This is a genomic window from Cupriavidus sp. GW823-FHT06D04 (genome assembly GCF_058795055.1).
Window position 1 is genome coordinate 123,956 of record NZ_JBXAHL010000019.1, and the last position, 10,410, is coordinate 134,365.

A 10,410-nucleotide genomic window follows, 5' to 3' on the forward strand; every position below is an offset into this window, starting at 1 on the left:
CATCCTCCACCAGGTGGGTCAGTTTTACTTCGGCGGGGTGGGTCATTTTTACACCGGCGCTAACAAATACCGCGGCCTGCGCGGGCGTCGAGGTCTTCGATCGCGGCGTGGGGGTACTTGAGGCGGGCACGCTGCAAGAGACGGGCAAGCTTGCGGTCATTGCGCCAGAGCAGTTCGCGGTCGATCAGCAGCGCCAGGCGTTCCTCGAAGGCGAGCGCGCTGGCGCCGGGCTGGGCAAGCTGTTCTTCCAGGGCGGCGGCAAAGCCGTCGAGCTTGAGTGAGCGCAGTTGCGCGAGCGTGGTATGGGTCATCATGAGATTGGGTTCCGGTTGTGAGCGCCGGGCAAGCAAGATCGACTGCGGGTGCTGCCCAGCGGTGTGCGAGGGCCATAGAGGCGAATCGCGGGAGTTAGTGCTGCCTGGCAGACGGCGTCACTGGTAGTAGCTGGGCCCGCGCAGGTGTGCGTGGTCGGGACTGACCCACTCGGCAGGAGGGGCCGCGGTCAGCCAATCGCGATCGGCTTCGAGCACGTTCTTGACGTGGCGGTATTGATAGGCGCCGAGCTCCAGCGCAATCGCACAGGCTGCCTCGAGACGATCCTTGCCATAGCGCCTGGCCAGGCTCAGCAGCCCCAGACAGGCGCGGTAGCCATGCTCCGGATGCTTGTGCTGCTCGAGCAGCCGGCGCACGACGGCTCCGGTGGCGCCGCCGATCTGCTCACCCCAGCGGATGAGGCGCTGCGGCGTCCATTCCAGGTGGGCGCGGTGGGCGGCGGGCAGATGCTCCGGCACCGTGGTGAAGCCACCGGCGGCTGCACGCGCATGAACGGCCACGCGCTGGCCACGGTGCAGCAGTTCGATCGCGTGCGCGGTGATGCGCGCGTCCAGCGTCTGGCCAACCAGGGCATGCGGCACGCTGTAGCGATGCTTGTTGATCTCGACGTGCTGGTCGATATGGACCTTGACAGTGCGGAACCTGGCGACCTCATAAGGGACCGCGGGCAACGGGCGTAACGCCGGCGCATCCAAGGCCGCGAAGGCGCTGGCGCGGCTGCCCGGCAGCTTCTGGAAGGGGCGCTCATTGAGTGCGGGCAGCAACGCTGCAATCGCACGGTCGACCGCATGCACGGTCTCGAAACGCTGATGGCGCAGTCGTGCGAGGATCCAACGTTCTACGATCTGTACTGCCACCTCAACCTTCGCCTTGTCCTGCGGACGCCGTGCACGGGCAGGGAGCACCGAGGTGCCGTAATGGCGCGCGAAGTCGAGCACCGTCTCGTTAGCGCGCGGCTCATGACGGTCGGCGTTGGCAATCAAGGCGCGCGGGTTATCTGGGACGATCAGCTCTGGGCTGCCGCCGATAAAGCTCAGGGCGCGCACCATCGAGGCGATCCAGTCCACCATCGTCTCGCGTGGCGTGGCGCATGCGAATGTGTAGCTCGACGCGCCGAGCGCCGCCACAAACACGTGGGCGCGGCCGCCGTCGGCCACGGCGATGGTCGGTCCGGCATAGTCGACGAACAGCTTCTCCCCGGCCTTGTGGGTCTGCCGCATTGAGCGCTTCAGGCTCTTGGCCCAAGCGTGGTACCGCTCGCAGAATTGCGTGTGGCGGTAGGTCTTGCCGCCGGGATGCGCCTCGACATATTCCTGCCACAGCAGGGTCAGCGTCACGCCCTTGCGGCGCAGCTCCTGGTGGATGCGGGCATAGTCCGGCGGCACGTAAGCGCTTTTGCGTGCGCTGGGCAGTAGGCGCGCGGCGATTGCAGCCTCGTCGAGCTCGCGTAGCTCAGTCCATGCCAGTCCGGCCTCAGCGGCCAGCGACACATACTTGGACACCACGCCTTTGGAGACTTGCAGCGCCGCGGCAATGCTGGCGTGCGACAGTCCGGACTCGTGTTTGAGTCGTAACACGTCTTTGATCATGCGTATCGTCATGGGGGGCTTGGGCATCGCTTCTCCGTGCAAAAACGCAGAAGGTTATCCACAGCCTGGGTTGGACAATACGCAACATCCCCACCGGACCAGCGCGAGCAGGACATCACCATTTCAGCGGTCAGATCCCTCCCCGGCGGCCTGGTCACGATCGCCGGAACGGCTGGTCACGATAAACCGGAAATGCCGGTCACGATGCCGGAATCCGTGGTCACGATAATCCGGAATGACTGGTCACGATCGGCCGGAATACGCACTTCGCCCGTGTCGCCGCGGACTGCCTGGGCGGCGACAATCATTTTGTCCGGCCGTGTTGCCTCACGAAGGAATGTTACCTGACGAATTGTTGTCGTTTCGCTTTCTTTCTTCTCTGGGCGAGATCCGCGGTAGCGGAGCTCGATGCGAAAGCACGAGAGCCTGGCCCGTAGCGTAGCGAAGGGTGCTCCAAGTTCACCCGAAGCAGGGGGCCAAAAGAAGAAGGGCACACCAATTCGCATGCCCCTTTGGAAACTGTCTACCGAAGTCTGTCAGACCGTGATCCCCTCAAGCAAATCGGCAAACTTGACCAGGACTGGATGGTCCGCTTCAAACTTATCCAGATTTTGCTTTACCTGCAGCCAGAAAGACCTTTCCCCGCGATGTTCATCCGATTCCGTGCCATGCTCTTCTGTCGCGCCTTTCATGTTTCTTTCGGCCTTTACGGTCTCCGTGCGGTAGTGTATGAGGGTTGCATAAGTCGATTGCCAGCCGTTGCCTTCCGTGGCCAACAGCAACTCCTTCATAGCAACAATCTTCAGTGTCTGATCGATGCTGTGCAACGAATCAGCGATGTTCTTCGAGTTTCTGCCCAACTGTTCAAATGCGTACTGAGCTTCCTGATTCATGAGGTGGCTTCCTTTGCAGCTATTTTGAGGCTCGAATTGCGCGTTCGACTTCCGACATGATGCTGTAAAGCTTGGCCACGATCGGATGCTCCTCTTCAAACGCTATAGCTGCCCGATACGCGTCATCAGTTCTTTTCATTGCATCATCGCGCGCAGCCTCACGTTCGGCCTGATCGGGTACCGAGATGTTCAAGAGCCGCTGTCGATCCGTCTCATGTTCGTTCAACATTTGCGCAAACTTTGCGAATGCCGCCTGCTTTTCCCCGGGGAGGTACTTCGCATCGAGCAGGGCATTCAAAGCCAATACCTGCAATGCCTCATCGGTGGGAATGACACTCATTGTCTGGCCTTCAGGTGGAATCTGATGCTGATTCATTGGTACTTAGTAAGTTACGGGACTTCGATCGTAAGGCACAACTCGGCCCAGATAGACAACTGGGCGCTTCTAAATTTTTACTGCTCTCGCTCACCGTTGAGACCAGGCGACAGGGCGAGATTCGTGCCTGATTCGGTGAGCGTCCCAGAGATGCAGCCTTGGCCCCGCGTTAGGCCATTCCACCGCTGAATGCAATATTGGCGATATGGCAGCTCGAGAATTTCGCGCAAGCGCTCGCATAAGCGGGATTCCTCGCCTCTCCACGTTGACAGCCCGCTCAAAGCACTTCGTGGAGAGCGCACACTACACAGTCCTTTTCGTGAGGGCGATGGCGGTACATATGTGGCGACGGGCGTTTGAAAATATGCTCTGTCCAGCCTTCGCTCAAGGGAGCGGGGTCGAATATGTCGCGCAGTAGCATCATAAATCCGGCAACACCGGCCATGAGCGAAGAAAACGCAAAGGGAACATCAGTAGTTTCGGCAGTCTGCGCGAACGTTACTGCACCCGTGGCGCATAGTACTGGCAGGACAGATCTCAAGGGCTCACCAACGAAGTTCGTAGCAGCCAATCCCCTATGACTGGCGATTACCTGGGCCTCTTGCTCGGTAAGGCCGCGCCCAGTGTCCAGGAGATTTCGGACCAGGTCGGGGCGAAGTTGCGTGTCTCGATGAATCTGCGCCACCTCGTCATAAGGCTTGCTGAGGTCTTCCAGGTAGTCGCATGCCAGGCAAGCGCCTCCATGATCCAGAGCATACCGGCCCGCCCCGACGCGGACTCCCTCCGTCCACATGTTCATGCAGTTCTTGGGGTACTTCAAGGCGGATTGGCGGCGAGCTTCGGCAGAATCGAGGCCAACGACGAGCCGTGCGAGCGGCGCGCCATATCCGCGAATAGCGCAGTATGTGTTCAGATCATCTCGGTAACTGTTGACGACAAGATCCGGATGAGCGCGATTCAACCGCTGCTTTACCATATCAACCTTGTAGTTGCTCTGGTCGATGTCGCGCATAAAGCCGTATCGCTGGCCATTCGACTTGCCGTAGGTATCGCGGTCGACCAAGTGCAAAGTTCCGGAGACCCGGGATGGCCAACGCAGGAGAAGAGCCATCATGCCGTGAGTAACTGCGCCGACGCCAAACACGTGTGTTTCATCCAAATCCAAGTCCTGGACTTCCATGTCTGGCGAACCGCAAATCGTACGCAGATCGAACTCGAACTCGTCGAGTGGCTCGGCACCGGATCCGCGCAATTCCTGCAGGAAGACGCGCAAGAAAACTTGAGCTGCTGCTATTGCTGCTGCGAAGGCCGGCCCCGCGGGGTTGGGGCTGTCACCACAGCTTGCGCGTGGCCCGAGCTTTGACATCCATCCGTCAGCGCCGATTCGAATTGTTGCGGCGCCGCCGTCCGGGGCATCGCAGCCCACCGATACAACGCAGTGGTACGGCGGAGCCCATCGCACCGCGTATCCCTCGACGCCGCCGCCGCCGGAAGAAGCTGCCGAGCCTGCCGTTTCGACATTTGACTCGGCGCCTGCGCCGACAAAGTCGATGTTGGGCCAGAGACGCGCCAGACTGTCAGCCAAGAACTCGGCGAGCAGTCTTCCCGACTCTGACTGGTGGTCATGCGGTGCCACGACGGCGAGGCGGGTCTCGGCAAGTCGGTGAGCAAGGGGCGCCGAACCGAATAGCGCCTTCAGCGCTTGGGCATTTTTTTCGGCTGCACTTGTCATATGCGCACCAATCGCTGGCTGACTTCCGCTGACGGCCACAGTCGCCAGTCCTTTTCTTCTCGCTCATACACGTTCACACCTTCGAACGTACTGAGCCCGTTTCGTCCGTAGAAGGGAACGATGATGCTCAATGCACCGACGTGCCTGACCACCTCCCACTTCCTATCCAGCCCTGACATGCGAACGTCCGCTCCGGGATGAGTGTGTAGCTGGACGATGGATCGTTCCTTGCGACGATAATTGTCGATCTGAATGCGCTGCAGCTCGTTGCCGTCGATGTGGACCCATACACCTTGTGGGGACGCGCCGGGTTGCTGCACCGGAATGATGCTCCGGGAAATTTCTGCATGCGGTATCGCATCTTCGCCGTCTTGGACTGGAGCGGTCCAGATTGCAAAGACTTCGTGCGCACCGACCTTGAAAGCTCGTTCCGTCTCGCCCAAGACTGAAGAGGGGATACGCCATGTTTGATATTTCATTGTCTCGGTACCTCCGGCTTATTGAGGGCCTCGTGCAACGCAAGAACGAGGTTTAGAACGCCATACCAACGGTCGCGTCGTAGTGAGGCCCACGAGACATCTTGATGGCCTGTGTGGTCGTGGTACTCCCGCCATCCGAGGAAGCAAAACCAACTGCGGGGTTCGCCGTCCTGCATGGCCGTGTGAAAGCCGTAACCAGAAGGGATTTGACTGGTACCTTGTCTGAGGGGCTGACCTTCGGGGTCAATCCACCAACCGCCAACGGGCCGGTAGCTGTAGTCCGTGCCGTCGACCCGCAGGAGAATGCTGGTACCGTACCGATACCAGCTAAGCTCGAGGTCGAGATACGGATACGCGAAGTTGACAAGCTTGATGCCAAGCTTCGCGTAGCGTTCCGGCTCAGAAAGCAGCGGCTGAATCGCCCTCGTGAAGTTGCGCTCTGACACCTTCGGATGAACGATGGCCGCTTGCTTCATTACTGCCCGCCCCCGCCGCTGTTCTTCGTGATGGACAGGGTATGGCCGTCGCGGACACCTGCGTCATGCAATGTCAGGTGGGGCTGCAGCTTTTCCGGGCCCAGCTCCATATCGACCATGCCGAACTTGTCGACATCCTGGCGGTCGCTGGGGGGAAGGCTGCGACGGGTGGCCTGGCGTACGGTGATGCCCGACGGAAAACGGCGGTTGCGCTCCTCACCGTCGAGCAAAACTTTGACCTCATAGGTGTTGTCTTCGCGTTGGACCGTAAAGAAATGGTCCGCCGGCTGCATGACGATGCGATCGGCGTCGTCAATGAGGACGTCAGCGATGCCGTCCAGGTCGCACCACAAGTCCACTTCACCGCCGCCGGCGAGAGCCTTGAGCTGTTCACCGGTAGCTTTGCCGTGAGGCGGATGCTGGTGGGTGGGGGCGGGCGCGTCGTTGAGCGTAAACGAGACCGGCTTGCGCAGAACGGGATTGTCCTGCCCATGATGGGCGAGTGCGATGCTGAACGACTCGCCGCCGCGGATGAAGATGATGTCATCCGGTGCGAGGGGAATATCCACATCCCCCTGAACTTCCAGAAGCACCCACTCGGTGATGGCTGCGTTGGCAATGGCGCTCAGCTCGCGACCGCGATTGGCGCCGGGCGTTACGAACCGCTCTTGGCGGTCAATGCAAATAGCGACAGGTTTTGTCGGCATGGCAAATCCTTAAGCAATAGGAATCTGTGCTACCTGACCGAAGGCAGGCGGCAAATCGAAAACATATTGAAGGATTGACGCCGAGCGGAATTACGCCGACACTAACGGTTACCACACCGAGCTAGCGTTTGCGCAAGTTCACACAGGGGTCAACCTTCGGGTTGGCCCTTTTTTATTGTTTGTTCATTTTTATCTCCCAGCTTTGAGTGCCCATGGACACGATGGGGTCAATGTAGCACAACGTTCTTGTGTTGGGAAGTTAACGTCACCAACGTATATGTCAGCAAAATTGACAATCAACTGAGCTGGATGATGTCAGCGTCATTGACATTTCGTGGTCTCTCGCATACAGTTGTCAACATATGTTGAGGAAGTGCGATGATTGACGATCAAAAGCTGTATAAGACTCTCGGTATGCGCTTGCGGCTGCTCAGGGAGCAGTCCGCAGGGGGCACGCGCATGACCCAAGCCGAACTCGCGGGGCAGGTGGGCTTAGAACGGACGTCGATTACGAACATAGAAAAGGGCGCTCAGAAGGTCTCCTTGCATGTGTTGTATCGGATCTGCGAGGTTTTGAACGTTCCCTTGGCGCAAGTATTGCCTTCCATCGAGGAGGCACAGGCCGTAACTGTTGGGCCAGCGTTAGAAGAGTTTACTTTCGGCGAGGAGGTACTGAGGACTACGCCGCGGGTCAGGGAAGTTTTAGACGCAATTCTAAATACTCGAGACAACAATGGATGACTACAGACTTGCGGCTATTGAACAAACGGCCCAAGAAACACTCCGTTATTCCGGGGCATTGTCCATACCTGTAGATCTAAATCGGGTCGTGAATGCACTGGGAGTGTCCTTGCGCTACGAGACGCTAGAGGACCACGTATCAGGAGCGCTCATAGTGAAGCCTCAGGAGCGATACCTGATAGTCAACGCCAGGCACCATCCAAACCGACAGCGCTTCACCATAGCGCACGAGTTGGGACATCTCCGTCTGCATGATTCTGGCAAAGAGCGGTTATTCATTGATACTGAGTTGAGGGTTTATCAACGAGTAGGCCAATCAACAGCAGCGGAATATAGAGCGCCAGGGTCGACAACTACCCCGACGGAAGAGCGTGAGGCAAATGCATTTGCGGCTGCGCTTCTAATGCCTGCGCCTTTCGTACAGAAGGTCGCGCTAGAGCGAAATTTATGGGATGAACTAGAAGTTGCATCTTTGGCTCGCGCTTTCGGGGTCAGTGAGCAAGCAATGTCTATCCGATTGCAGCAACTGCACGTATTAGAGCTTGCATAGCAGGTGCTCACTCAGAGCTATCCGGCCTAGCTTGGAGTGGGCAAAGGCGCGGGCCACTTCCCGGCAGGGGCTGTGATCGGCGCTACCCGTTGACGTGCTATATGCTGGTGGGATTCTCAAGAGAGTCTACGACGGGCTGCACGACAACGGCGGCGATCCTAACCCCATCCCGTCCTGAAGATTCTGGCAATCCTACTGTCCATCGCTATTGATCAAGCGAGACGGTTTGTACAATCAGCTCGAATTCGGAGAGTAAGTCGGAGTGTCTTTGATGAAGGAAGGCGGACACCGCTTCATTTTCGAGTAGCTTCGCCAGGTAACCTTTCGCCAGTACAAGGTTCAAGACGTCTTGACCATACGTCTGCTCAACTAGTTTGTATTGCCCCTGCAAGTTTGTCATCTCCCGTTCCATCTTTCCCATTTGCTCCTGCGTGACGCCAGTGAGCTTTCGTGGCTTCTTTCCGTCAACAAGTAGGCTGGTTGGGGTTGCGACAAGTAAAGCCTCCGCATACGCGATGGTGAGATTGTTCGCTGAAGCCATCAGTTCGACGCACTCGACTTGTCGCGTTGGCTTCATCTTCCTGATGGCGCGGACGAGCTCTGGGGAGAACTGCCGGTCCTTAAGTAGGTCCGTCGCCTCTGGGCAGATTCCATTTAAGAGATTGACCTTCTTCTGGATATGCGTGACGTCGACGCTGAGCGCCTTAGCCAGCCGCTCCGGTGAAACGCCCCGATCTATCGCTCGTCTCAGCATGAGGTGCTCTTGGATCGTCGACAGGCGATTTATGCGATTGTTGTATGTAAAGCTCTCATCGTCTGTGGCAACAAGACAGGACGCCTCGACGAAGCCTAGCTCCCGAAGAGCGATCAGTCGTATGTGCCCATCTAGAAGTACATGTTGACCGGACTGCTGGTCGGCCGGTGTGATGGAGAGAGGCTCAATCAGTCCGATCTCCTCAATCGAAGACTTGATCTGATTGAATTTTCTCGAGGTGGCGATGCCTTCCGGAGCGCGCCGAGAGGGCAGGATGCAAACCACCGGAACGTTCAACGGCTCAGGAATGAAGCCGAGCGTAACGCCGCTCATCTCAAGGCACCTCCGGGCCATACGCGTTCTGATAGGTTATTTTGGGAGCGTTGCGAGATCTTCGGCGCGCAGAAGATTGACAAAGTTTTCATCGGCGAAGAGCTGCCGTAGGGCTCCCACCACGAACATCAGCCGCTGTTGCGCGAACTCGGCCTTGCGGACCATGGATTTTTGGCGCTCCACCTCATTCTGATACGTGCGGATGAGGCTGGACGAGGAGATGTCGCTAGTGTGCCGCGGCATCCTACGGGAACTTTTCCTGCCGAGTGTCTGGCGACGCTCGATGACTCGACGCGCATCCATGAGCTGCTTGCCCCTCAGCTTTCCCGACTAGTAGGCTTCCTGGAGGGCGGCCTGAATCGCCTTGTCGTCATCGCCAGCGCCTACAATGGCTAGCGCAGCGTTCAGTGGAATGCTTCCTTTTTCGACGGCGACAAGCAAGCGCTCTTCGCCCTGTTGCAGTAGCGTCAGGATTCCTTGGATGTACTGTTGAGTGAGCCCTGTCTTCTCCGCGATGACCTTCGGTGTGTAGCCTTGCTCGTGTAGCTGGCGAATGCCCCCTAGCAGCTCCAGGGATCGACACTGGCGGCGAGCGATGTTCTCGGTCAGGCTCATCAGAAAGGCATCCTCATCGCTAACATGCACGACAAGGGCGGGAATCGTCGTTTCGCCGAGAGACCGGAAAGCTCTCAGGCGCCCCTCACCACAGACGAGCATATATTTCTCGCCGCCATCTGCCGCCAAGCGTGGGGTGACGGTGATCGGCTTTTTCAGGCCAATGGCTTTGATGTTTTCAACGATCTCGCCGAATACCCTTTCCGTTGCGTTCCCGCGTATTTAGGACTTCGACTCGATCGATTGGAATCATGCGAACCTCGGCTGGATGACGCTTTTCGCTCATGCTGCTCTCCTGAGCTTAGAGCGAGCCGCCATGCCATAGAGGTAGTCAAGGTTGTCAAATCGGTAGCTATCCAGTTCTGCCGGATTGCGTTCGGCTAGACTGATGCGAGGCTTGCAGAAGTCGAGGCGTGGGAGCAGGTAGTAGTCCAGTATCGAGTTGTTCTCTTGGCCAAGGCGGACTGCGACAGTAATGTCGGGGGCGAGGCTTGCGTCGAATCGTACCTTCCGGCGGTAATGGCCGGCCGCAGGGGATTGGCACCGAGCAAGGACGATCGAGGCATCAAACTCGCCATTGAGCAAAAGCAAGTCCGTCGCTGGATCGCGGACTACGGTGCCACCGAGCGCGGCTATTCTACGCTCCGTCTCCGTGACAATTTCCGGGTGGAGGTGGCGTAGGAAACGATTGGTTTCTACATACCGGTAATCACGGTCGGGAGTGAAGCCAACCGTCTGATAAGCACGGATGAGGCCCCGGATGGTCACTTCAAACTCCCCCACTTGTGGTCGGCTAAATTCCCCCAGGCAGGACGAGCTGATTATGAGTCGG

Annotated in this window: 11 protein-coding genes and 3 pseudogenes; 2 read left to right on the forward strand and 12 right to left on the reverse strand. The window is 58.2% G+C overall.

The annotated features are described in order from the left end of the window. Positions 1-65 precede the first annotated feature (65 nt). The 9 genes and pseudogenes from AC1Q7H_RS22760 to AC1Q7H_RS22800 all read right to left on the reverse strand — a co-directional run. A pseudogene (locus AC1Q7H_RS22760) lies at positions 66-314 on the reverse strand (ATP-binding protein); the annotation flags it as partial. Positions 315-431: 117 nt separating this feature from the next. Beyond that, complete coding sequence (gene istA, locus AC1Q7H_RS22765; protein ID WP_492381750.1) at positions 432-1,949, reverse strand: IS21 family transposase; 1,518 nt, start codon at positions 1,947-1,949, stop codon at positions 432-434. A gap of 149 nt (positions 1,950-2,098) precedes the next feature. After that, on the reverse strand, positions 2,099-2,230 hold the full coding sequence (locus tag AC1Q7H_RS22770; RefSeq protein ID WP_492381751.1) for a hypothetical protein: 132 nt from the start codon (positions 2,228-2,230) through the stop codon (positions 2,099-2,101). A 228-nt stretch (positions 2,231-2,458) separates the two neighbouring features. Next, positions 2,459-2,815 carry a hypothetical protein gene (locus AC1Q7H_RS22775; RefSeq protein WP_492381752.1) on the reverse strand — a complete coding sequence of 119 codons (357 nt, stop codon included), beginning with the start codon at positions 2,813-2,815 and terminating at the stop codon, positions 2,459-2,461. A 19-nt stretch (positions 2,816-2,834) separates the two neighbouring features. Continuing rightward, positions 2,835-3,191, reverse strand: coding sequence for a hypothetical protein (locus AC1Q7H_RS22780; RefSeq protein WP_492381753.1), 357 nt, complete (start codon positions 3,189-3,191; stop codon positions 2,835-2,837). A 277-nt stretch (positions 3,192-3,468) separates the two neighbouring features. Further along, positions 3,469-4,923, reverse strand: a complete 1,455-nt coding sequence (locus tag AC1Q7H_RS22785; RefSeq protein WP_492381754.1) for a ThiF family adenylyltransferase — start codon at positions 4,921-4,923, stop codon at positions 3,469-3,471. After that, positions 4,920-5,402 (reverse strand): hypothetical protein, encoded by a 483-nt coding sequence (locus AC1Q7H_RS22790; protein ID WP_492381755.1) that lies wholly within the window; start codon positions 5,400-5,402, stop codon positions 4,920-4,922. Before AC1Q7H_RS22790 ends, AC1Q7H_RS22785 begins: the two co-directional genes overlap by 4 nt. Further along, entirely contained in the window at positions 5,399-5,878 is a 480-nt protein-coding gene (locus AC1Q7H_RS22795; RefSeq protein ID WP_492381756.1) for a hypothetical protein, read from the reverse strand. Before AC1Q7H_RS22795 ends, AC1Q7H_RS22790 begins: the two co-directional genes overlap by 4 nt. Then, positions 5,878-6,585: a hypothetical protein gene (locus tag AC1Q7H_RS22800; protein ID WP_492381757.1), complete on the reverse strand. Its 708-nt coding sequence runs from the start codon at positions 6,583-6,585 to the stop codon at positions 5,878-5,880. Before AC1Q7H_RS22800 ends, AC1Q7H_RS22795 begins: the two co-directional genes overlap by 1 nt. 378 nt (positions 6,586-6,963) lie before the next feature. Here AC1Q7H_RS22800 and AC1Q7H_RS22805 point away from each other — a divergent pair, with 378 nt between their 5' ends. After that, a complete protein-coding gene (locus AC1Q7H_RS22805; RefSeq protein WP_492381758.1) occupies positions 6,964-7,326 on the forward strand; it encodes a helix-turn-helix domain-containing protein in 363 nt (120 codons plus the stop codon). Next, complete coding sequence (locus tag AC1Q7H_RS22810) at positions 7,319-7,876, forward strand: ImmA/IrrE family metallo-endopeptidase (RefSeq protein WP_492381759.1); 558 nt, start codon at positions 7,319-7,321, stop codon at positions 7,874-7,876. Before AC1Q7H_RS22805 ends, AC1Q7H_RS22810 begins: the two co-directional genes overlap by 8 nt. 205 nt (positions 7,877-8,081) lie before the next feature. Here the strand turns inward: AC1Q7H_RS22810 and AC1Q7H_RS22815 are convergent, their stop codons facing one another. The 3 genes and pseudogenes from AC1Q7H_RS22815 to AC1Q7H_RS22825 all read right to left on the reverse strand — a co-directional run. Beyond that, positions 8,082-8,963 (reverse strand): plasmid partitioning protein RepB C-terminal domain-containing protein, encoded by an 882-nt coding sequence (locus AC1Q7H_RS22815; RefSeq protein ID WP_492381760.1) that lies wholly within the window; start codon positions 8,961-8,963, stop codon positions 8,082-8,084. Continuing rightward, a pseudogene (locus AC1Q7H_RS22820) lies at positions 8,960-9,864 on the reverse strand (ParB/RepB/Spo0J family partition protein). The gene AC1Q7H_RS22815 and the pseudogene AC1Q7H_RS22820 overlap by 4 nt, the downstream one beginning before the upstream one ends. Then, positions 9,861-10,410 (reverse strand): annotated as a pseudogene (locus AC1Q7H_RS22825) (recombinase family protein); the annotation flags it as partial. The pseudogenes AC1Q7H_RS22825 and AC1Q7H_RS22820, both read right to left, overlap by 4 nt.

Excerpts from the sequence above, each read along its gene's own strand:
- istA (WP_492381750.1), bottom strand. The coding sequence starts at position 1,949 with ATGCCCAAGCCCCCCATGACGATACGCATGATCAAAGACGTGTTACGA.
- AC1Q7H_RS22770 (WP_492381751.1), bottom strand. The coding sequence starts at position 2,230 with ATGATTGTCGCCGCCCAGGCAGTCCGCGGCGACACGGGCGAAGTGCGT.
- AC1Q7H_RS22775 (WP_492381752.1), bottom strand. The coding sequence starts at position 2,815 with ATGAATCAGGAAGCTCAGTACGCATTTGAACAGTTGGGCAGAAACTCG.
- AC1Q7H_RS22780 (WP_492381753.1), bottom strand. The coding sequence starts at position 3,191 with ATGAATCAGCATCAGATTCCACCTGAAGGCCAGACAATGAGTGTCATT.
- AC1Q7H_RS22785 (WP_492381754.1), bottom strand. The coding sequence starts at position 4,923 with ATGACAAGTGCAGCCGAAAAAAATGCCCAAGCGCTGAAGGCGCTATTC.
- AC1Q7H_RS22790 (WP_492381755.1), bottom strand. The coding sequence starts at position 5,402 with ATGAAATATCAAACATGGCGTATCCCCTCTTCAGTCTTGGGCGAGACG.
- AC1Q7H_RS22795 (WP_492381756.1), bottom strand. The coding sequence starts at position 5,878 with ATGAAGCAAGCGGCCATCGTTCATCCGAAGGTGTCAGAGCGCAACTTC.
- AC1Q7H_RS22800 (WP_492381757.1), bottom strand. The coding sequence starts at position 6,585 with ATGCCGACAAAACCTGTCGCTATTTGCATTGACCGCCAAGAGCGGTTC.
- AC1Q7H_RS22805 (WP_492381758.1), top strand. The coding sequence starts at position 6,964 with ATGATTGACGATCAAAAGCTGTATAAGACTCTCGGTATGCGCTTGCGG.
- AC1Q7H_RS22810 (WP_492381759.1), top strand. The coding sequence starts at position 7,319 with ATGGATGACTACAGACTTGCGGCTATTGAACAAACGGCCCAAGAAACA.
- AC1Q7H_RS22815 (WP_492381760.1), bottom strand. The coding sequence starts at position 8,963 with ATGAGCGGCGTTACGCTCGGCTTCATTCCTGAGCCGTTGAACGTTCCG.